The following is a 20,838-nucleotide window of genomic DNA, read 5'->3' as shown; positions in this document are numbered from 1 at the left end:
CGGGGCGAGGTCAGGGCCCGTCAGAAGGGGTGTCCCGCCCCCCGTTCAGGGCTGGATGGCCCGTCCCCCGGACGGCGGATCCATCCCTTCGGGGGCAGTAGCGGCGCGTTGGGCACCCTCCCCGCGCGACCCCAAATAGCGTCCAGTAGGGTTTGGTCCGCATAAACATCCAAACCCCTGCCTGCGTCAGGGCCGGCGACCGACCCGAACACGGCCGCGGCCGGCCGCGCGGGCCGAGACTCTCGGGAAGGCGCTACGTGAGTCCCTACGGCTCCGACCGCTCGCCGCGGCGCCCGATGCGGCGGAAGCTGCTGCAGGCGCTGACTGCGGGCGTGGTCCTGGCGACCGCCACTGGTTGCTCGTACAACTGGAAAGACTTCCCCCGCCTCGGAATGCCCACCCCGGTCACGGAGGAGGCGCCTCGCATCCTGTCCCTGTGGCAGGGGTCCTGGGCGGCGGCTCTCATCACGGGCATCCTGGTATGGGGCCTGATCCTGTGGAGCGTCATCTTCCACCGGCGCAGCCGGACGAAGGTGGAGGTCCCCCCGCAGACCCGGTACAACATGCCCATCGAGGCGTTGTACACCGTGGTTCCGCTCATCATCGTCTCGGTGCTCTTCTACTTCACCGCGCGTGACGAGTCGAAGCTGCTCTCCCTCTCCGCCAAGCCGGCCCACACGATCAACGTGGTCGGCTTCCAGTGGAGCTGGGGCTTCAACTACGTCGAGAACGTCGACGGCGACGGGGCCACCCCGAAGGCGGGCGTGGTTCCGCCGAACCTCGCCAACATCCCGGACCGCTTCACCAAGGACTTCCCCGCGGGCGCCGAAGGCGTCTACGACAAGGGCGTCCCCGGCGACCGGAACCCGGACACCAACAACCCGGGGCCGACCCTCTACCTGCCCAAGGGCGAGAAGGTCCGCTTCATCCTGTCGTCGAACGACGTGATCCACTCCTTCTGGGTGGTGCCCTTCCTGTTCAAGCAGGACGTCATCCCCGGTCACACCAACGTCTTCGAGGTCACCCCGAGCGAGTTCGGCACCTTCAAGGGCAAGTGCGCCGAGCTCTGCGGCGTCGACCACTCCCGGATGCTCTTCAACGTGAAGGTCGTCTCGCCCGCCGAATACCAGGCGCACCTCAAGGAACTGGCCGAGAAGGGGCAGACCGGCTTCCTCCCGGCCGGCATCAAGCAGACCGACCCGGCCCGGAATGCGGAGACGAACAAACTGTGAGCATCCTCAACGAACCTCAGGGTGCCGCCGCAGCCGACTCGTACGAGAACGAGCTGCCGGTACGGCGCAAGCAGCCGGGCAACGTGGTCGTGAAGTGGATGACCACGACCGACCACAAGACCATCGGCACGATGTACCTGGTCACGTCGTTCGTGTTCTTCCTCATCGGCGGCGTACTGGCGCTGTTCATGCGCGCCGAGCTGGCCCGTCCGGGCTCGCAGATCATGTCGAACGAGCAGTTCAACCAGGCGTTCACCATGCATGGCACGATCATGCTGCTGATGTTCGCCACCCCGCTGTTCGCGGGCTTCGCCAACTGGATCATGCCGCTGCAGATCGGCGCGCCCGACGTGGCGTTCCCGCGGCTGAACATGTTCGCGTACTGGCTGTACCTCTTCGGCTCGACCATCGCGGTGGCCGGCTTCGTCACGCCGAACGGCGCCGCCGACTTCGGCTGGTTCGCCTACTCCCCGCTGTCGGACGCGGTCCGCTCGCCGGGCATCGGCGCCGACATGTGGATCATGGGTCTGGCCTTCTCGGGCTTCGGTACGATCCTCGGCTCGGTCAACTTCATCACCACGATCATCTGCATGCGCGCTCCCGGCATGACGATGTTCCGCATGCCGATCTTCACCTGGAACGTGCTGCTGACCGGTGTTCTGGTCCTGCTCGCCTTCCCGGTGCTGGCCGCCGCGCTCTTCGCGCTGGAGGCCGACCGGAAGTTCGGTGCACACGTGTTCGACGCCTCGAACGGCGGCGCCCTACTGTGGCAACACCTCTTCTGGTTCTTCGGCCATCCAGAGGTGTACATCATCGCGCTACCGTTCTTCGGCATCGTCTCCGAGATCATCCCGGTGTTCAGCCGTAAGCCGATGTTCGGTTACATCGGTCTGGTCGCCGCGACGATCGGCATCGCCGGCCTCTCGGTGACCGTGTGGGCCCACCACATGTACGTCACCGGCGGTGTGCTGCTGCCGTTCTTCTCCTTCATGACCTTCCTGATCGCGGTACCGACCGGTGTGAAGTTCTTCAACTGGATCGGCACCATGTGGAAGGGCTCGCTGTCCTTCGAGACCCCGATGCTCTGGACGATCGGCTTCCTGGTCACCTTCACCTTCGGTGGTCTGACCGGCGTCATCCTGGCCTCGCCCCCGATGGACTTCCACGTCTCCGACTCGTACTTCGTCGTCGCGCACTTCCACTACGTCGTCTTCGGCACCGTGGTCTTCGCGATGTTCGCCGGCTTCCACTTCTGGTGGCCGAAGTTCACGGGCAAGATGCTGGACGAGCGCCTCGGCAAGATCACGTTCTGGACGCTGTTCATCGGCTTCCACGGCACCTTCCTGGTACAGCACTGGCTCGGCGCCGAGGGCATGCCGCGCCGTTACGCGGACTACCTCGCCGCCGACGGCTTCACCACGCTGAACACGATCTCCACGATCAGCTCGTTCCTGCTGGGCCTGTCGATGCTGCCCTTCATGTACAACGTCTGGAAGACGGCGAAGTACGGCAAGAAGGTCGAGGTCGACGACCCGTGGGGCTACGGCCGTTCGCTGGAGTGGGCGACCTCCTGCCCGCCGCCGCGGCACAACTTCCTCACCCTGCCGCGGATCCGTTCCGAATCCCCGGCGTTCGACCTGCACCACCCGGAGATCGCGGCCCTCGACCACCTCGAGGACCACACCGCCGGTGCCACCCAGGCCCTCACCGGTGACAAGGAGGCGGGCAAGTGAAGATCCAGGGCAAGCTGTTCCTGTGGCTCTCCTTCTTCATCCTGATCATGGCCATCGTGTACGGCGTGTGGTCGAAGGAGCCCGTCGGCACCACCGCGCTCTTCCTGGCCTTCGGCCTGAGCGTCATGATCGGCTACTACCTGGCCTTCACGGCCAAGCGCGTGGACGAGATGGCCCAGGACAACCTGGAGGCCGACGTCGCCGACGAGGCGGGCGAGCTGGGGTTCTTCTCCCCGCACAGCTGGCAGCCGCTCTCGCTGGGCATCGGCGGTGCGCTCGCGTTCATGGGCGTCATCTTCGGCTGGTGGCTCATGTACTTCTCGGCCCCGATCATCGTGATCGGCCTGTGGGGCTGGGTGTACGAGTACTACCGCGGTGAGAACCAGAACCAGTAGCAGGACCTGAAAGCACGGCGCCAGGGGCCCGGACACCTCCGACGGAGGAGTCCGGGCCCCTCGTTTGCAGTCACCCCGCGCGCCGTAATTGTCATATCTTCATAGCGTTGGCTCCATGAAGCACTCACCGCGTCTTTGGACGGTACTCAGCTGCTCCCTGCTGGTCGCGTCCCTCGGGGCCGGCGCCACCGCGTGCGGGGGGTCCGACGACAACCCGCTGTCCGCCCGCCCGTACGACGCGGGCGACCACGTAGCTTTCAACCAGGCCGCCGGAGGGCGTCCCGCAGACCCCAACCGGCCCCTGGAGGTCACCTCGAAGGGCACGGGCAGCCGGATCACCGACGTGACCGTCGTGGACACCCACGGCCGCCGTCTGGCGGGCGAGCTCTCCGCCAAGGGCGACCGCTGGCACAGCACCGCCCCCATGGCCGCCGGCGTGCACTACACCGCCACGGTGAGCACGGAGGACGAGCGCGGCGCCCCGGGGCAGCGCACGCTGACGTTCGACACCACTCCGGCCAAGAAGGTCCTCCAGGTGGAATTCGGCCCGGACGCGGGCAAATACGGCGTCGGACAGCCCCTCACGGCCGAACTCAGCGAGCCGGTCCACGACAAGGCCGCCCGCGCCCTCGTGGAGCGCGGTCTGGTCGTGGACGCGCCGTCGGGCGTCGAGGGTGCCTGGCACTGGGTGGACGACAAGAAGCTGCACTTCCGTCCCAAGGACTACTGGCCCGCCCACTCCACCGTCTCCCTCCGGAGCAACCTGGAGGGCGTCAGAATCACCGACGACCTCTACGGGACCGCCAGCAAGCCGCTGAAGCTGGAGATCGGGGACCGCGTCGAGGTCACCACCGACGCCGCGTCCCACTACCTCACCTTCAAGCGCAACGGTGAAGTGATCAACACCATTCCGGTGACCACCGGAAAGCCCGGCTTCTCCACCCGCAACGGCATCAAGGTGGTCCTGGGCAAGCAGTACTACGTCCAGATGCGCGGGGACACCGTCGGCATCGGCGGCAGCGAGTACTACAACCTGCCCGTCTACTACGCGACGCGCGTCACCTGGAGTGGTGAATACGTCCACGCCGCGCCGTGGTCCGTCGGCTCCCAGGGCTACGAGAACGTCAGCCACGGCTGCACCGGCATGAGCACCGGCAACGCCGCCTGGTTCTACGAGAACATCAGCGAGGGCGACATCGTCAAGGTGATCAACAGCATCGGCGAGGAGATGGACACCTTCGGCAACGGCTACGGCGACTGGAACATGGACTGGAAGGACTGGCGCGAAGGCAGCGCCCTGGTGGGCGGCACCCAGGAAGGCCGCAGCGCGGTCGACCAGGCCCGACTGCGCCCGCAGGTCTGAACCGGCCCCGCAGGCCCGCCCAGCGGCCCCGAACCGGCCCCCGGAAGCCCCTTTGGGCTCCCGCCGGGCCGGTTCCGCTTGCCGGCCCCCCGACCGGGCGCGGGACGGGGCCTACGCGTCCAGGGACAGCCGGGCGCGCAGCAGGCGCGCCAGGGCCTGCGGGAACTCCACCGGGTCAACCGGAAGGGTGACGGCCGCATCCGCGCGGCTCCAGGTGGCCAGCCAGGCGTCCTGGGGGCGCCCCATCAGCAACAGCACCGGCGGGCAGCGGAAGATCTCGTCCTTGATCTGCCGGCACACCCCCATGCCGCCCGCCGGAACGGCCTCTCCGTCCAGCACGCACGCGTCCACGCCGCCCTCGTCCAGCGCCTTGAGGACCGCCGGCAAAGTCGCGCACTCCAGGAACTCCACCGGCGGCAGGTCCGCGGCCGGCCTGCGCCCGGAGGCCAGCCGCACCTGCTCCCGGGTGCCCGCGTCGTCGCTGTAGACCAGAACTCGCGCAGTCGCCCGCATTTCGTTCCTCCACGTGTGCCCGTGAATCACGTTGATGTTGCGCGGGATGCTACTCCGTCCGACCGCTTGTCAACATCGGTTCGGCCGGCCTCACGAACAGCTGCCGGTAAGCCCATCTGATGGGCCGTTCGGGCCTTGCACACCCCTCTGACACTCCGAACGGCACCCCCCGGGGTGAGGGCGGGATAAGCGACCGACATAATGTCGGTCGTGGCGACAGCAACGACAGTAGATACCGGGCACGCGCACCCGACGGTCAACCGGCCGAACCTCGTCAGCGTCGGAACCATCATCTGGTTGAGTTCCGAGCTGATGTTCTTCGCGGCCCTCTTCGCGATGTACTTCACCCTGCGATCCGTGACGGGCGCCGAGTACTGGACAGAGCAGGCTTCGGCCTTGAACCTGCCCTTCTCGGCGACGAACACCACGATCCTGGTGCTCTCCTCCCTCACCTGCCAGCTCGGCGTATTCGCCGCCGAGCGCGGTGACGTGAAGAAGCTCAGGACGTGGTTCATCATCACGTTCGTCATGGGTGCGATCTTCATTGGCGGCCAGGTGTTCGAGTACACCGAGCTGGTCAAGCACGAGGGCATGTCCCTCAAGTCCGGACCGTACGGATCGGTGTTCTACCTGACCACCGGCTTCCACGGTCTGCACGTGACGGGCGGTCTCATCGCCTTCCTGCTGGTCCTCGGCCGGACGTACGCGGCCAAGAGGTTCACCCACGAACAGGCCACGTCGGCCATCGTCGTGTCCTACTACTGGCACTTCGTCGATGTCGTCTGGATCGGCCTCTTCGCGACGATCTACCTGATCAAGTAGCGAACACGTAGCCGGGCAGGCCCCGGCAACCCATCCAGAAACACCGACGCAGAAGATCCTGACACCGGGGTAATCCGTGAAAAAGCTCTCCGCACGACGACGCCATCCGCTGGCGGCGGTCGTCGTTCTACTCCTCGCGCTGGCGGCCACTGGGGGGCTTTACGCCGCCTTCGCCCCCGCTGGCAAGGCGCAGGCCGATGAAACCGCCCAGTCCCTCGCCATCGAGGAGGGCAAGAAGCTCTACGCCGTGGGCTGCGCAAGCTGCCACGGAACCGGCGGTCAGGGTTCCACTGACGGCCCCAGCCTGGTCGGCGTCGGCTCCGCGGCCGTCGACTTCCAGGTGAGCACGGGCCGCATGCCCGCCCAGCAGCCCGGCGCGCAGATTCCGACGAAGCCTCCGGTCTACACGCAGGCCCAGATCGACCAGCTGGCCGCGTACATCTCCTCCCTGGGAGCCGGCCCGTCCGTGCCCACCCAGAAGCAGGTCGACCCGGCGGGTGCCGACATCGCCAAGGGTGGCGAACTGTTCCGCAACAACTGCGCGCAGTGCCACAACTTCACCGGCGAGGGCGGCGCCCTGACGCACGGCAAGTACGCCCCCAACCTGGCGGACGTCTCGCCGAAGCACATCTACGAGGCCATGCTCACCGGCCCGCAGAACATGCCCTCCTTCCCCGACAGCACGATGCCGGAGAAGCAGAAGAAGGACATCATCGCGTACCTCCAGAACGTGAACGGCGACAAGTCGGTCAGCCCTGGCGGCCTGAAGCTCGGTGGCCTCGGCCCCGTCTCCGAGGGTCTGTTCGGCTGGATCTTCGCTCTGGGTGCGCTGATCGCTGTCGCCGTCTGGGTCGCGGCCCACACCGCTAAGGCCAAGAAGTCATGAGTAGCCAAGACATTCCCGAAGAGAAGCACCTGCCGAGCGAGCAGGGCGACGCGCACCACGGTGGCGTAGCAGTCGCGGACGATCCGTTCGCCGACCCGGGCCTGCCGGTCCACAAGCCGCGCATCCAGGACATCGACGAGCGGGCCGCCAAGCGGTCCGAGCGCACGGTCGCGATGCTGTTCACGCTGTCGATGCTGGCCACGATCGGCTTCATCGCCGCGTACGTGACCATCCCCGTCGACAAGTACGTCTACGTCTTCCCCATCGGGAAGGTGAGCGGCCTGAACTTCGCCCTCGGCCTGACCCTGGGCACGGCCCTCTTCTGCATCGGCGCGGGCGCGGTCCACTGGGCCCGCACCCTGATGTCCGACGTGGAGGTCGCCGACGAGCGCCACGCCATCGCGGCGCCGCCGGAGGTCAAGGCCAAGGTCCTCCAGGACTTCGCCGACGGTGCGAACGAGTCGGCCATCGGCCGCCGCCCGCTGATCCGCAACACCATGCTGGGCGCGCTGGCCATGCTGCCGCTGTCCGCGCTGGTGATCATGCGCGACCTGGGCCCCCTGCCCGAGGACAAGCTGCGCAAGACCGTCTGGGCCAAGGGCAAGCTGCTCATCAACCAGAACACGATGGAGCCGCTGCGTCCCGAGGACGTGGTCGTCGGTTCGCTGACCTTCGCCATGCCGGAAGGCCTGGAGGAGACCCAGCACGACTTCCAGAACCAGATCGCCAAGGCCGCCCTGATGATCGTCCGGCTCCAGCCGCAGGACATCAAGGACAAGCGGGAGCTGGAGTGGTCCCACGACGGCATCGTGGCGTTCTCCAAGATCTGCACCCACGTCGGCTGCCCGATCAGCCTGTACGAGCAGCAGACGCACCACGTGCTCTGCCCGTGCCACCAGTCCACCTTCGACCTCTCCGACGGCGCCCGAGTCATCTTCGGTCCCGCTGGTCACGCGCTTCCGCAGCTGCGGATCGGCGTCAATGACGAAGGTTTCCTCGAAGCGCACGGCGACTTCGAAGAGCCCGTCGGTCCTGCATTCTGGGAGCGCGGATGAGCACTGCGACCACCACCGACAGTCAGCGCAAAGCGCCCGCCGGCGAGCGGGTGGCGGACTGGGCCGACGGCCGCCTGGGCATCTACAGCCTGGCCAAGTCGAACATGCGCAAGATCTTCCCGGACCACTGGTCCTTCATGCTCGGCGAGATCTGCCTCTACAGCTTCATCATCATCATCCTCACGGGTGTGTACCTGACGCTGTTCTTCCACCCGAGCATGAACGAGGTCGTCTACCACGGCCCGTACGTGCCGATGCAGGGCGTCCCGATGTCCGAGGCCTTCGCCTCGACGCTCGACATCAGCTTCGACGTCCGCGGCGGTCTGCTCATCCGGCAGATCCACCACTGGTCGGCGCTCATCTTCGTCGCGGCCATGGTCGTGCACATGATGCGCGTGTTCTTCACCGGCGCGTTCCGCAAGCCGCGTGAGGTCAACTGGATCTTCGGCTTCCTGCTGCTGGTCCTCGGCATGTTCACCGGTTTCACCGGTTACTCCCTGCCGGACGACCTGCTCTCGGGCACCGGTGTCCGCTTCATGGAGGGCGCGATCCTGTCCGTGCCGATCGTCGGCACGTACCTGTCGTTCTTCCTCTTCGGCGGCGAGTTCCCCGGCGGCGACTTCGTCGCACGGTTCTACTCGATCCACATCCTGCTGCTGCCCGGCATCATGATGGGCCTGCTGGTGGCCCACCTGATCCTGGTCTTCTACCACAAGCACACCCAGTACGCGGGTCCCGGCAAGACGAACAACAACGTCGTCGGCATGCCGCTGCTGCCGGTCTACATGGCCAAGGCCGGAGGCTTCTTCTTCCTGGTCTTCGGTGTCATCGCGGCCATCGCGGCGCTCGCCTCGATCAACCCGATCTGGGCACTCGGCCCGTACCGCCCGGACCACGTGTCCACCGGCGCGCAGCCCGACTGGTACATGGGTATGCCGGAAGGCCTGATCCGTGCCATGCCGGGCTGGGAGATCAACCTGTGGGGCCACACCCTCGTCCTGGGCGTGTTCATCCCGCTGCTGCTCTTCCCGCTGGTGCTGGGCGCGATCGCCGTCTGGCCGTTCATCGAGTCCTGGGTCACCGGGGACAAGCGTGAGCACCACCTGCTGGACCGCCCGCGCAACGTCCCGACCCGTACGGCCTTCGGCGTCGCCTGGATCGCGGAGTACATCGTGCTCCTGATCGGCGGTGGAAACGACATGTTCGCGCAGTACTTCCACCTCTCGATCAACAACATCACCTGGTTCGTCCGGATCGGCTTCTTCGTCGTCCCGGTCCTCGCCTTCATCGCCACCAAGCGGATCTGCCTCGGCCTCCAGCGCCGGGACCACGACAAGGTGCTGCACGGTCGCGAGACCGGCATCATCAAGCGTCTGCCGCACGGTGAGTTCGTCGAGGTCCACGAGCCGCTGCCGCAGGCCAAGCTGCACACGCTCACCTCGCACGAGCAGTACCAGCCGATCGAACTCGGCCCGACGGTCGACGAGAACGGCGTGGAGCGCAAGCCCAAGGCCATGGAGAAGCTCCGCGCGAAGCTCAGCAAGGGCTTCTACGCGGAGAACAACCAGATTCCGAAGCCCACGGTGGAGGAGTACAAGGAGATCCAGAGCGGCCACGGCCACCACTGATCCCGCATGACCGCTTGAGGGATTGATTCCGGTCAATTCCGGTGTCGCCACGGCGAGAGCCCCGTCCAGCCCCTGGACGGGGCTCTTTGCCGTCCGCCGCGGCTGGATAGGCTGAGGGCCTTCCCATTCGACGTGGAACTTTCCCGAGCAGCAGGAGCGGACCATGAACGTTGTGACCCCGGCAGGCGGCGACGGCGTGGCGGCCCGCGGCTGGCCGGGTCTCCTCGACGCCCTGCTCACCGGCCGGGACCTGGGTCCGGACGACACCGCCTGGGCCATGACCCGGATCATGCGGGGCGAGGCCACGGACGCGCAGATCGCCGGTTTCATGGTGGCGCTGCGGGCCAAGGGGGAGACCGTCGCGGAGATCAACGGCATGGTGCGTGCCATGTACGAACACGCCAACCTCATCGAGGTCCCGGGCCGGACGGTGGACATCGTCGGCACGGGCGGGGACGGCGCGAAGACGGTCAACATCTCCACCATGTCGGCGCTCGTGGTGGCCGGAACGGGCGCCAAGGTGGTCAAGCACGGGAACCGGGCCGCCTCTTCGGCGAGCGGCTCCTCCGACGTGCTGGAGAAGCTCGGCGTCAACCTCAACCTCACCCCGGCCCGGGTCGTCGAGGTCGCCGAGGAGGCCGGCATCACCTTGTGCTTCGCAGTCAAATTCCACCCCGCGCTGCGGCACGTGGCGGCGGCCCGCAAGGAGCTGGGCATCCGGACCACGTTCAACTTCCTCGGCCCGCTGACCAACCCGGCGAAGGTGCGCGCGCAGGCCACGGGCGTGGCCGACCCGCGGGTGGCGCCCATCGTCGCCGGGGTGCTCGCCGAGCGGGGCTCCTCGGCCCTGGTCTTCCGCGGCGACGACGGCATGGACGAACTGACCACGACCGCCACCTCGCGGGTCTGGTGGGTCCGTGAGGGCACCGTCACCGAGCTGTCGTTCGACCCGCGCGACGTCGGGATCCCGATCGTGGACGTCGCCGACCTGCGCGGCGAGGACGCCTCCTACAACGCGGACGTGGCCCGGCGGCTGCTGGCCGGCGAGAGCGGTCCCGTACGCGACGCCGTCCTGCTGAACTCGGCGGCGGCCCTGGTGGCGCTGGATCCGGGCACGGGCTCCCTGGAGGAGCAGATCGCCGCGGGCATCACCCGTGCGGCCGAGTCCATCGACTCGGGCGCGGCGCGGGCGGCGCTGGAGCGGTGGGTCGCGGCCAGCAACGCGTAGGCCCTCGGGCGCGGCGGTGGGCCCCGGTCCGGAATGTGGACCGGGGTCTTGCGCGTGGGGGATCTTGTGGCAGGATGCTGACCAGGTCACGAGTGACAGCGTTTTGGCCCCGGCTCGCTGTCCGGCAACCCTCCTTCCGTGGCGGGGTGCCCCGGGTGATGACCAGGCCGTAGGCAGTGAGGTCTACGGCAAGCGCGGATCCCTCGAAACCGGGGATCCTGGTTGTCGAGGAGCGTTTTCCATGAGCAAGCGAATGCGATAGGGCGGCTCCGCCCCTTCTTCACCCTCGGAAACAGGGTCCCTTCCGCGTACCCGCACCCCGAGGCATTCCCGTACCCCGGACGGCCGCAGAGCCGTACCCGCGTACGGGCAGACACCGAAGCCATTCAGCCCTGCCTGCCGGGAGATACCGCCATGTCCGCATCCGCATCCCTGAACGCCACCGCCGACCGCACCGCCGACCGCATCGCAGAACGCGCCGTGTGTGCCGAGCCGCTGCCCGTGCTCGGCCGGGACGTCACCGTCCCGCTCGTCACCGGCGGCGAGGTCACCTACGCCGCGCTCGACTACGCGGCCAGCGCGCCGGCGTTGCAGCGGGTCTGGGACGACGTGGCCGCGTACGCCCCGTACTACGGCAGCGTGCACCGCGGCGCCGGGTACCTCTCGCAGCTGTCCACCGACCTGTTCGAGCAGAGCCGGGCCACCGTCGCGGAGTTCCTGGACTGCCGCCCCGCCGACCAGGTGGTCTTCACCCGGTCCACGACCGACTCGCTGAACCTGCTCGCGGCCGTACTCCCCGCCGGCTGCGAGGTCTTCGTCTTCGAGACCGAGCACCACGCCTCGCTGCTGCCGTGGGGCGACGCGCGGGTCACCTACCTCGACGCGCCGCGCACCCCGGACGAGGCCGTCGCCACCCTGGAGCGGGCGCTGGCCGCCCGTGACCCCTACGGCCCGGCGCTGGTGTGCGTGACCGGCGCGTCCAACGTCACCGGTGAGCTGTGGCCGGTGCGGGAACTGGCCGCCGCGGCGCACGCCCACGGCGCGCGGATCGTGCTGGACGCCGCCCAGCTGGCGCCGCACCACCGCGTCTCGGTGCGGGAGCTGGACGTGGACTGGGTCGCCTTCTCGGGGCACAAGCTGTACGCGCCGTTCGGCTCGGGCGTGCTGGCGGGGCGGGCGGACTGGCTCCAGGAGGCGCAGCCGTACCTGGCCGGAGGCGGCGCCTCGCGGAAGGTGGCCCGGCGTGAGGACGGAGGCGTGGACGTCGAGTGGCACACCACGGCCGCGCGGCACGAGGCCGGCTCCCCGAACGTCATCGGCGTCTACTCCATCGCCTCCGCCTGCCGGGCGCTGACGGAGGCGGGCTTCGAGAACCTGGTCGAGCGGGAGCGCCACCTCATCGCCAAGGTCCGCGAGGGCCTGGCGGAGGTCCCGGCGGTCCGTGTGCTGTCCCTCTTCGGGGACGACGCCCCGCGGGTCGGCGTCATCTCCTTCGTGGTGGACGGCTGGAACAGCTCCCACTTCGCCGCGGCGCTGTCGGCGGAGTACGGGATCGGCGTCCGCGACGGCCTGTTCTGCGCCCACCCGCTGGTGCGGACGCTGCTGGGCGGCGAGCCGCATGCCGAGGGCGAATGCGGAGCGCCGGAGGCGGCGCCGGGCGAGCGGAGCGAGGTGGGGGTCCCCTCGGCCGAAGGCGGGGGGAGGTCGCTGAACGCGATCCGCGTCAGCTTCGGCGCGGGCACCCCCGACGAGCACGTCGACCGCTTCGTCCGCGCGGTGCGGGAACTGGTCGCGGACGGCGCGAAGTGGAGCTACCGCACGGAGGAAGGCCGCTGCGTGCCCGTTTCCTGACGCGCCCCTCGCACCGCCGTTCGGCCCTCCCGGCCCTTTCGCGCTGCGCGCCGCCGCACCGGACTCCGTCCGTCGACGCCGCGCGCTGACCACGGAGTCGGTCAAGGACCGGTGGCAGGACCGCGGGCGGGTGCGGGTACGGGACGGCCGCGGGCGCGCGAGTCGTCGCGCACATCGACCACGGCCTCGGCGCCCACCTGCGCGGGCAGCACTTCCGGCCGGCAGGACGGCGGCCGGCCCGGCCGGGGGAGAGCCGGCCGGAGCTGTGGGGCGGGACCGGTCGCGCCGGGGTGCGGCGGCCGGGGCGGAGCCCCCGCCTGCCGGAACCCCGGCCAGGGCTACGCGTCGAGGCCGATGGCGAAGGCGGCTTCCAGGTCGTGCTGGGAGTACGTGCGGAACGCCACGTGGGTGTCGGTCGCCTCGACGCCGGGGATCTTGCTGATGCGGCCCGGGATGATGTCCGCCAGGTTCTCGTGGCGGGCGACGCGGACCAGCGCGATGAGGTCGTAGGTGCCGGTGACGGAGTAGACCTCGCTGACGCTGTCCAGCTGCGCGATGGACTCGGCGATCTCGGGGATGCGGTCCACGCTGGTCTTGATGAGCACGATCGCGGTGATCACGGTTGGCTGTCTCCCTCGCTGGCCGTCGCTGGTCGCCTCACTCTAGTCGCACGCCGATACCGCACCCAGGCGTAGAGGAACCCGACGGAGAAGCCCACTACGTGGGCCAGGTACGCCACCCCCGGCCCGGTCGCCGCCCGGTGCGCCGCCAGCCACTGCAGGACGAACCAGAACATCAGCACGATCCACGCGGGGAACCGCAGCGGCAGGAAGAACAGGAACGGGAACAGGCTCGTCACCCGCGCCCGCGGGAACAGGCACAGGAACGCTCCCAGCACCGCCGAGATCGCCCCCGAGGCGCCGACCAGGGTCTGGTCCGAGGAGGCGTTGGCCGCCGCATAGGCCGCCAGCGCGAGGTAGCCCGTGCCGACGTAGAAGACCAGGAACGCCGCGCGGCCCATCCGCTCCTCCGCCATCGCACCGAACACGTGGAGGAACAGCATGTTGCCGAGCAGGTGCAGCCAGCTCCCGTGCACGAACAGCGCCGTCAGCGGGGTGAGCAGGGCGCGGGCCGTCCCCGCGAAGAGCTCGTCCGGGACCACCCCCCAGCGCCGGAAGTAGGCGGTCCCCGTCTCCAGCAGCAGGTCACCCGTCCCGTAGTCGGGGTTCAGCCCGGACGCGGGACCGAGCACGAACACCACGCAGCAGCCCGCGATCAGCGCGCGGGTGACGACCGGGCCCCGTACGGCCTCGGCGAGGGCCTGCCACCTTACGATCATGCGAGAGAGCATGACGCAGCACCGCCCCCGTGCGGGCGGTGCCAGGCCGTAGGGTTACGTGCTGCGGTCCGCCGAAGGCTGCCATCGGCCCCCGATGGCCCCGGCAGGCGGCTTTAATTGAATGAGCTACGAAGGAGAGAGCGGCCTGATGACGGTTCCCCTGCCGACCGACACCACCCGGTGGCGCTGCACCCTGTGCGGCAACCTCACGCGCTTCGACGTCACCCGATCGTCGAAGGTCGTGGAGTACGTCCACCTGGACCTCGCCGGGGAGCCCAAGGTCGAGGAGCGCGAGGTGGTCAATGAGACCATCGAGTCGGTCCGCTGCCGCTGGTGCAACGCGGTGGACCAGATCGAGCTCGTGGACAGGCCGGGCACGGACTCCTGACGGGAGCCGGGCCCACAGTAGATCACGGTAGGGGTGACGGATTGTGGAGCCAGCAAGCGGCGCTGAGCCGGCCGACGCGGCCGGCGACGCCGCGGAGGTGCTCGACCGCCCGCTGCCGGAAGGCGTGCGGCGCCGGGTCATCGCGCTCGTCTCGGACGCCTTCGGCGGCTTGACGGTCGCCGACCTGCCGGCGCAGCTGCGCCAGTACGCCCGGTTCACCCCGACCCGGCGCGCCAAGTTCGCCGGGAACGCGATGGCCGCCGCGGTGGAGACGGACGCCGTCTTCCGCGGGCGCGTCGCCGAGAAGCTCCGCGACGCCCAGACGGAACTGGCCGGGGCGCTGGAGGGCGGGGCGCCGCCCGCCGCCGCCGACCCGCTGGACGTGGCGGCCGCCGCGTACATCCTGCGGCCGTCCGGCTGGGTCAAGCTGGTCGCCGCCGCCGGTGAGGAGGTCCAGCGGGCCGACGCCGAACGGATCGGCGACGAGACCCGGCGCGAGCTGGAGCGGCTGCGCGAGGAACTGGCCCATGCACGCGAGACCCAGCGCTCGGGCGGCGACCAGGTACGGGCCGAGCTCGACGCCGCCCGCAAGGAAGCGGAATCGCTTCACCGCAAGCTGCGCAGCGCCCAGAGCGACGTCAAGCGGGGTGAGGCCGCCCTGCGCAAGCTGACCGCGGAGGTCGACGGCATCCGCGGCGACGCGGCCGCGCGGGTGGCCGCCGCCGAGAGCGAGAGCCGCCGGCTCAAGTCGCGCCTGGCGGAAGTGGAGTCGGCGCTGGAGACCTCGCGCCGGGCCACCCGGGAGGGACGCAGCATCGAGGACATGCGGCTGCGGCTGCTGCTGGACACCGTCCTCGACGCGGCCGCCGGGCTGCGCCGTGAGCTGGCGCTGCCGCCGGTCTCCACGCGGCCCGCCGACACGGTGGACGCGGTGGAACCGGGCCGGATGACGCCGAAGGACATCGCGGCTCGTGCCCTGTCCGAGACCGACCCGGCGCTGCTGGACCAGCTGTTGGCCCTGCCCCAGGCGCACTTGGTGGTCGACGGCTACAACGTGACGAAGACCGGCTACCCGACGATGCCGCTGGAGAAGCAGCGGCTGCGGCTGCTGGGCGGGCTGTCGATGCTGGCCGCCCAGACGGGTGCGGAGATGACGTGCGTCTTCGACGGCGCCGAGCTGGCCGCCCCGGTACTGCTCGCGCCGCCGCGCGGGGTGCGCGTGCTGTTCTCGAAGGCGGGGGTGACGGCGGACGAACTGATCCGCCAGCTGGTGCGGGCCGAGCCGCCCGGCCGCCCGGTGGTCGTGGTGTCGACCGACCGCGAGGTCGCGGACGGGGTGGCGAAGTCCGGAGCCCGGCCCGTCACGTCCGCCTTGCTGCTCAAGCGGCTTTCGCGCGTTTCGTGACATTCGCCCGTTGATGCAACGGTTGCGGCACCCCTGGCAACTACGGTAGGGAATGCCGGAATTGGCGGTGCGTCGAGGGAACGTACCGTCAAGTCCCCGGCACCCAGCGTGGCCTGCGTGTGAAGAAGTCGTTGAAGGGCCTATTTTTTGCCCCCGGGGATTTGAACTGATCACAGCGAGGTCACTAAGGTCTGTTCAAACCTTCGTGCGGTAGATCACCCATTCGGGGTGACGGCGGAGGTGCTGCCGAGCGTGTGGTGTTCCCGTCCGGCGGCGCGAGGAAGAAGGAGCTCGCCTTCGTGGCGTCCCACCGTCGACCCAAGCAGCCGAGCCGCTCGCGCGTGACCGCGCTCACCGCCTTCGCCGCAGCGGCTGTCGCCCTCTCCTCGCAGTCGGCCATGGCCGCCCCTGACAAGCCGAGCAAGGACGAGGTCAAGGCGAAGGTCGACACCCTCTACGACGAGGCGGAACAGGCCACCGAGAAGTTCAACGGGGCCAAGGACCGTCAGGACAAGCTGGAGAAGGAGATCGCGCAGCTCCAGGACCAGGTCGCGCGCGGCCAGCTCGAACTCAACGACATGCGCAACACGCTGGGTTCGATGGCCAGCGCCCAGTACCGCACCGGCGGCATCGACCAGTCGCTGACGCTGCTCCTCTCCGACGACCCGCAGAGCTACCTCGACAAGGCGTCCACGCTCCAGCAGTTGAGCGCCAAGCAGATCGAGGCCGTCGGAAGGATCCAGGCCAAGCAGCGCGCCCTCGCGCAGCAGCGCCAGGAGGCCGCGGGCAAGCTCACGGACCTCGACTCCACCCGCAAGGTGCTCGGCGAGCAGAAGAAGGCCGCGCAGGACAAGCTGGCCCAGGCCCAGGCCCAGTTGAACAGCCTGAGCGCGCAGGACCGGGCGCAGCTCCAGGACGAGGAGGGCAAGTCCAGCAACAGCGCGGCCCAGAGCGCCGGGAACGTCAAGGGCTCGGGCCGGGCCGGCGCCGCGCTCGCCGCCGCCAAGACGAAGCTGGGCATGGGGTACCACATGGGCGACACGGGGCCCAGCTCCTTCGACTGCTCCGGACTCACCCAGTGGGCCTACGCGCAGGCGGGCGTCAGCATCAGCCGCGTCACCTACACCCAGGTGAACGACGGCACCCGCATCGGCCGCAGCCAGCTCCAGCCGGGCGACCTGGTGTTCTTCTACGACGACCTGCACCACGTCGGCCTGTACGCGGGCAACAACATGACGCTGCACGCCTCCAACCCCAAGGGCGGCGTCAAGTACGAGTCGATGGACAACATGCCGTTCCAGTTCGGCGTCCGCGTCGGCTGAGCCGAACGCCCCCGGGACGCTCCCCACACCGCCCATCCGGGCGAATTGCGCGGCCCCGCCCTGACCCCACGCCCCGCCGATGACCTGCGTATCCGGCGGGGCGTCGTCGTGCGTGCCCCCGGACGGCCGTGTCCGGTGCCCTGCGGCTGCGGCTACTGTCTGCCAGCGCGGAACCCGGCACACGTCCGTCCACGGGGGGCGGGCCCGGGCTGCGCGCAGCGCAAGGGAGCGGTTTCACGTGGCGTCCCATCGCCGGCCCGGGCTCACCGGCCTCGACCGGAGCATCAAGCTCACCGCCTTCACCGCCGCCGCGGCCGGCGCCGCCGTCGCCCTGACGGGGGCGGTCGCGAGTGCGGCCCCCGGCCTCCCGATGGACCCCCCGGCCGGTGCCCGCGCCCAGGTCGACCGGCTCTTCGAGGAGGCCGAGCAGGCCACCGAGCGCTACAACGAGGCCGACGAGAAGGCCGGCAAGCTCCGGGCCGAGATCAGCCGGGCCCAGGACGCGGTGGCCAGGGGCCAGGACCGCATCAACACCATGCGCGGCGTGCTCGGCGCCTTCGCCGGGGCCCAGTACCGTTCCGGCGGCATCGACCCCGCCCTCGCGCTGATGCTGTCCGAGGACCCCGACGGCTACCTCGACAACGCCGCCGTACTCGACCGGCTCAGCGACCGCCAGGCCCGGCAACTCGCCGAACTGCGCGAGGAACAGCGCCGGATCGCCCAGGAGCGCCAGGAGGCCTCGGCCAAGCTGGCCGAGCTGGAGGCGCTGCGCTCGGACGTCGCGGAGCACAAGCGGGCCGTCACGGCGAAGCTCGCGGCGGCCCGCCGGCTGCTGGACGCGATGCCGTCCGAGGAGCGGGCCGACTTCGAGCGGGCCTCGCGTTCGGGCGGCCGCGCCGACGCGCTGCCGGACCTGTCGTCGGCCGTCCCCGCCTCCTCCCGGGCGGCGGCCGCGGTGCGTGCGGCCCGGGCCGCGGTCGGGCGGCCGTACGTGTGGGGTTCCACCGGGCCGTCCGGCTTCGACTGCTCCGGGCTGATGGTGTGGTCCTACCGCCAGGCCGGGGTCTCCCTGCCGCGCACCTCGCAGGCGCAGCGGTACGCGGGCCGGCCCGTGCCGCTGTCGCAGGCGCAGCCGGGGGACCTGGTGACGTACCGCTCGGACGCCAGCCACGTCGCCATGTACGTCGGCAACGGCCAGGTGGTCCACGCCCCCTACCCGGGGGCCCGGGTGCGGTACGACCCGGTGGGGATGATGCCGGTTTCCTCGGTGACCCGGCCCTGACGGGGCGGGTGCGTACGATCGGCGGATGCCTCCCGCGCGTCGCCCCGTACGCCTCCTCGTGCTCGCCCTGCTGCTGTGCGGGCTGCCGGCCGGCTGCGCCGCACCCGGCGCCGGCGCCGCGGACGCCGCCGTCCGGCGGGCCGTCGCCGACTGGGCCGCGGCGCCGCCCGCCCGGCTCGCCGGGATCCCGCTGGCGGGGTGGTCGTACGAGGTCAGCTCGGTGCGCCGGGACGGCGTACGGGCCTTCGCGCGGGCGGTACTGCACTACCGGCTGGCCGGCTACGACACCGCCGCGGCGGACGCGCGGCGCGAGGTGGAACTGGCCGGGGACGGCGCCGGCGGCTGGCGGGTCGCGGCCGACCGCCCCGCTCCGGGCGCCCCGCCGCAGCTGTGGGACCAGGGCGCGGTGACGGCCGTACGGGGAGCGCACGCCCTGGTGCTCGGCGTCGGACAGGCCCCGCAGACGCTGTCCGGGATCGCGGCGGAGGCCGACCGGGCGGTGCCCGCGGTGAGCGCCGCCTGGCCGCGGCCGTGGGCGGGCCGGCTGGTGGTGCTCGTCCCGGGAACGCTCGACGCGATGGCGGCCCTGCTCGGGCAGCCGGCCGACGCGTACCGGGGGATGGGCGCCGTCACCACCGGCCGGGTGGGGGCCGGGCCGGCCCCGGCCGACCGGGTCGTGATCAACCCGGAGGGGTACGCGGGCCTGTCGGAGGCGGGCCGCGGCATCGTGCTGACCCATGAGGTGACCCATGTGGCGACCCGCGCCGCGACCTCGGCCACGACCCCGCTGTGGCTGTCCGAAGGCTTCGCGGACTGGGCCGCGTACCGCGCCACGGACCGCACCCCGGCCGAGGCCGCGCCGGAGCTGGCCCGCGCGGTGCGGCGCGGCGAGCTGCCGGGTGCGCTGCCCGCGGACGGGGACTTCGCCTTCGGCGGTGACCCGGAGGCGCTCGCGCGGTCGTACGAGGGGGCGTGGCTCGCCTGCCGGCTCATCGCGGCGAAGTGGGGCGACGCGGCGCTGGTGCGGCTGTACGAGGAGGCGGGCCGCGCCCCCCTGTCCGTGGCCCTGGACGAAGGCCTGGGGACGGACCGGGGGGAACTCACCCGGCTCTGGCGAGAGGCCCTGCGGGAGCAGCTCGGGTAGGGGCGTCGGGTACGTTGGCTGGCGATGCACAAGACGCTGATCGTGACCAATGACTTCCCGCCGCGACCGGGCGGCATCCAGGCCTTCCTGCACAACATGGCGCTGCGGCTGGATCCCGACCGGATCGTCGTCTACGCCTCCACCTGGAAGCACGACGAAGAGGGCCGCGCGGCCACCGCCGCCTTCGACGCGGAGCAGCCCTTCCAGGTGGTGCGCGACCGTACGACGATGCTGCTGCCGACGCCCCGCGTCACGCGGCGTGCGGTGGAGCTGCTCGGCGAACACGGCTGCGAGTCGGTGTGGTTCGGCGCGGCGGCCCCGCTGGGGCTGATGGGCCCGGCGCTGCGGCGGGCGGGGGCCCGGCGGATCGTCGCGACCACGCACGGGCACGAAGCGGGCTGGGCGCAGCTGCCGGCCGCCCGGCAGCTGCTGCGGCGGATCGGCGAGGGCACCGACACGCTGACCTACCTGGGCCAGTACACGCGCACCCGGATCGCCTCGGCGCTGACCGGGCCGGCGGCGGCGCGGATGACGCAACTCCCGCCCGGGGTGGACGAGAAGACCTTCCACCCCGGATCGGGCGGCGCGGCGGTGCGGGCCCGACTGGGCCTGACCGACCGGCCGGTGGTGGTGTGCGTGTCCCGCCTCGTGCGGCGCAAGGGGCAGGACACCCTGATCGAGGCGATGCCGCGGATCCTGGCGGCGGTGCCGGACGCGGTGCTGCTCATCGTCGGCGGCGGCCCGTACGAGGCGGACCTGCGGGCACTGGCGGCCTCCAGGGGGGTCGCGGACTCGGTGGTCTTCACCGGACCGGTCCCCTGGGCGGAGCTGCCCGCCCACTACGGCGCCGGGGACGTCTTCGCGATGCCGTGCCGGACCCGGCGCGGCGGCCTCGACGTGGAGGGCCTCGGCATCGTCTACCTCGAAGCCTCCGCCACCGGCCTGCCCGTGGTGGCGGGCGACTCGGGCGGTGCACCGGACGCGGTGCTGGACGGGGAGACCGGCTGGGTGGTCCGGGGCGGGGCCCCGGACGAGGCCGCGGACCGGATCGTGACCCTGCTCCGGGACCCGGAGCTGCGTCGGCGCATGGGCGAGCGCGGCCGGGCCTGGGTCGAGGAACGCTGGCGCTGGGACCTCCTCGCGGAGCGGTTGCGCGAGCTGCTGTAGCCGCCCGGCCGTGCGGGAGGGGGAGTATCGCACCTCGCGGCCGATCACGGGGGCGGTCCGGCGAACCGGACGGGCGACGGCGCGC

Annotated in this window: 19 protein-coding genes and 1 riboswitch; of the genes, 16 read left to right on the top strand and 3 right to left on the bottom strand. The window is 70.5% G+C overall.

Annotation, left to right across the window (positions count from 1 at the left end; translation table 11 throughout):
• The first annotated feature begins 257 nt into the window (after positions 1–257).
• From ctaC to IE207_RS01690, 4 genes are all read left to right on the top strand, one after another.
• Positions 258–1,232, top strand: coding sequence for an aa3-type cytochrome oxidase subunit II (gene ctaC, locus IE207_RS01705; protein WP_190182184.1), 975 nt, complete (start codon positions 258–260; stop codon positions 1,230–1,232).
• A complete protein-coding gene (gene ctaD / locus IE207_RS01700) occupies positions 1,229–2,965 on the top strand; it encodes an aa3-type cytochrome oxidase subunit I (RefSeq protein WP_190182183.1) in 1,737 nt (578 codons plus the stop codon). Before ctaC ends, ctaD begins: the two co-directional genes overlap by 4 nt.
• Complete coding sequence (locus IE207_RS01695; RefSeq protein WP_190182182.1) at positions 2,962–3,360, top strand: cytochrome c oxidase subunit 4; 399 nt, start codon at positions 2,962–2,964, stop codon at positions 3,358–3,360. The genes ctaD and IE207_RS01695 overlap by 4 nt, the downstream gene beginning before the upstream one ends.
• Before the next feature lie 115 nt (positions 3,361–3,475).
• Positions 3,476–4,723: a L,D-transpeptidase gene (locus tag IE207_RS01690; protein WP_190182181.1), complete on the top strand. Its 1,248-nt coding sequence runs from the start codon at positions 3,476–3,478 to the stop codon at positions 4,721–4,723.
• Positions 4,724–4,834: 111 nt separating this feature from the next.
• Here the strand turns inward: IE207_RS01690 and IE207_RS01685 are convergent, their stop codons facing one another.
• Positions 4,835–5,236 carry a hypothetical protein gene (locus IE207_RS01685; protein ID WP_190182180.1) on the bottom strand — a complete coding sequence of 134 codons (402 nt, stop codon included), beginning with the start codon at positions 5,234–5,236 and terminating at the stop codon, positions 4,835–4,837.
• 201 nt (positions 5,237–5,437) lie between these two features.
• Here IE207_RS01685 and ctaE point away from each other — a divergent pair, with 201 nt between their 5' ends.
• The 6 genes from ctaE (at position 5,438) to IE207_RS01655 (ending at position 12,706) form a co-directional block, all read left to right on the top strand.
• Positions 5,438–6,058, top strand: a complete 621-nt coding sequence (gene ctaE, locus IE207_RS01680; RefSeq protein ID WP_190182179.1) for an aa3-type cytochrome oxidase subunit III — start codon at positions 5,438–5,440, stop codon at positions 6,056–6,058.
• Between the two features lie 76 nt (positions 6,059–6,134).
• The gene (qcrC, locus tag IE207_RS01675; protein WP_190182178.1) at positions 6,135–6,944 is read left to right on the top strand and encodes a cytochrome bc1 complex diheme cytochrome c subunit; all 810 of its coding nucleotides are present in this window, start codon (positions 6,135–6,137) and stop codon (positions 6,942–6,944) included.
• Positions 6,941–7,999, top strand: a complete 1,059-nt coding sequence (gene qcrA / locus IE207_RS01670; RefSeq protein WP_190182177.1) for a cytochrome bc1 complex Rieske iron-sulfur subunit — start codon at positions 6,941–6,943, stop codon at positions 7,997–7,999. The genes qcrC and qcrA overlap by 4 nt, the downstream gene beginning before the upstream one ends.
• Positions 7,996–9,627: a cytochrome bc1 complex cytochrome b subunit gene (gene qcrB, locus IE207_RS01665; RefSeq protein ID WP_190182176.1), complete on the top strand. Its 1,632-nt coding sequence runs from the start codon at positions 7,996–7,998 to the stop codon at positions 9,625–9,627. Before qcrA ends, qcrB begins: the two co-directional genes overlap by 4 nt.
• A gap of 163 nt (positions 9,628–9,790) precedes the next feature.
• The gene (gene trpD, locus IE207_RS01660; protein ID WP_190182175.1) at positions 9,791–10,855 is read left to right on the top strand and encodes an anthranilate phosphoribosyltransferase; all 1,065 of its coding nucleotides are present in this window, start codon (positions 9,791–9,793) and stop codon (positions 10,853–10,855) included.
• Positions 10,856–10,939: 84 nt separating this feature from the next.
• Positions 10,940–11,056, top strand: a riboswitch (SAM riboswitch).
• Between the two features lie 213 nt (positions 11,057–11,269).
• Positions 11,270–12,706 (top strand): aminotransferase class V-fold PLP-dependent enzyme, encoded by a 1,437-nt coding sequence (locus IE207_RS01655; RefSeq protein ID WP_229873233.1) that lies wholly within the window; start codon positions 11,270–11,272, stop codon positions 12,704–12,706.
• Positions 12,707–13,044: 338 nt separating this feature from the next.
• Here IE207_RS01655 and IE207_RS01650 read toward each other — a convergent pair whose 3' ends face one another.
• Together IE207_RS01650 and IE207_RS01645 are read right to left on the bottom strand one after the other, a co-directional pair.
• Positions 13,045–13,326 carry an Lrp/AsnC family transcriptional regulator gene (locus IE207_RS01650; RefSeq protein ID WP_007263678.1) on the bottom strand — a complete coding sequence of 94 codons (282 nt, stop codon included), beginning with the start codon at positions 13,324–13,326 and terminating at the stop codon, positions 13,045–13,047.
• Positions 13,323–14,045, bottom strand: a complete 723-nt coding sequence (locus tag IE207_RS01645; RefSeq protein WP_373304650.1) for a rhomboid family intramembrane serine protease — start codon at positions 14,043–14,045, stop codon at positions 13,323–13,325. The genes IE207_RS01650 and IE207_RS01645 overlap by 4 nt, the downstream gene beginning before the upstream one ends.
• 148 nt (positions 14,046–14,193) lie before the next feature.
• On the opposite strand from IE207_RS01645, the gene IE207_RS01640 reads away from it, so the two are divergent.
• The 6 genes from IE207_RS01640 to IE207_RS01615 all read left to right on the top strand — a co-directional run bounded on the left by IE207_RS01640 (position 14,194) and on the right by IE207_RS01615 (position 20,753).
• Positions 14,194–14,433, top strand: coding sequence for a hypothetical protein (locus IE207_RS01640; RefSeq protein WP_030291802.1), 240 nt, complete (start codon positions 14,194–14,196; stop codon positions 14,431–14,433).
• 40 nt (positions 14,434–14,473) lie between these two features.
• On the top strand, positions 14,474–15,838 hold the full coding sequence (locus IE207_RS01635) for an NYN domain-containing protein (RefSeq protein WP_190182732.1): 1,365 nt from the start codon (positions 14,474–14,476) through the stop codon (positions 15,836–15,838).
• Positions 15,839–16,137: 299 nt separating this feature from the next.
• Complete coding sequence (locus IE207_RS01630; protein ID WP_190182731.1) at positions 16,138–17,160, top strand: C40 family peptidase; 1,023 nt, start codon at positions 16,138–16,140, stop codon at positions 17,158–17,160.
• Positions 17,161–17,398: 238 nt separating this feature from the next.
• Positions 17,399–18,442 (top strand): C40 family peptidase, encoded by a 1,044-nt coding sequence (locus IE207_RS01625; protein ID WP_190182173.1) that lies wholly within the window; start codon positions 17,399–17,401, stop codon positions 18,440–18,442.
• Positions 18,443–18,467: 25 nt separating this feature from the next.
• Positions 18,468–19,586 (top strand): hypothetical protein, encoded by a 1,119-nt coding sequence (locus IE207_RS01620; RefSeq protein WP_190182172.1) that lies wholly within the window; start codon positions 18,468–18,470, stop codon positions 19,584–19,586.
• A gap of 24 nt (positions 19,587–19,610) precedes the next feature.
• Positions 19,611–20,753, top strand: a complete 1,143-nt coding sequence (locus IE207_RS01615; RefSeq protein ID WP_190182171.1) for a glycosyltransferase family 4 protein — start codon at positions 19,611–19,613, stop codon at positions 20,751–20,753.
• Positions 20,754–20,838 lie beyond the last annotated feature (85 nt).

Source organism: Streptomyces cirratus, from assembly GCF_014650775.1.
GTDB classification, from domain to species: Bacteria; Actinomycetota; Actinomycetes; order Streptomycetales; family Streptomycetaceae; genus Streptomyces; species Streptomyces cirratus.
Note: the sequence above shows the minus strand (reverse complement) of the source record. Positions and strands in the feature narration are given on the sequence as shown.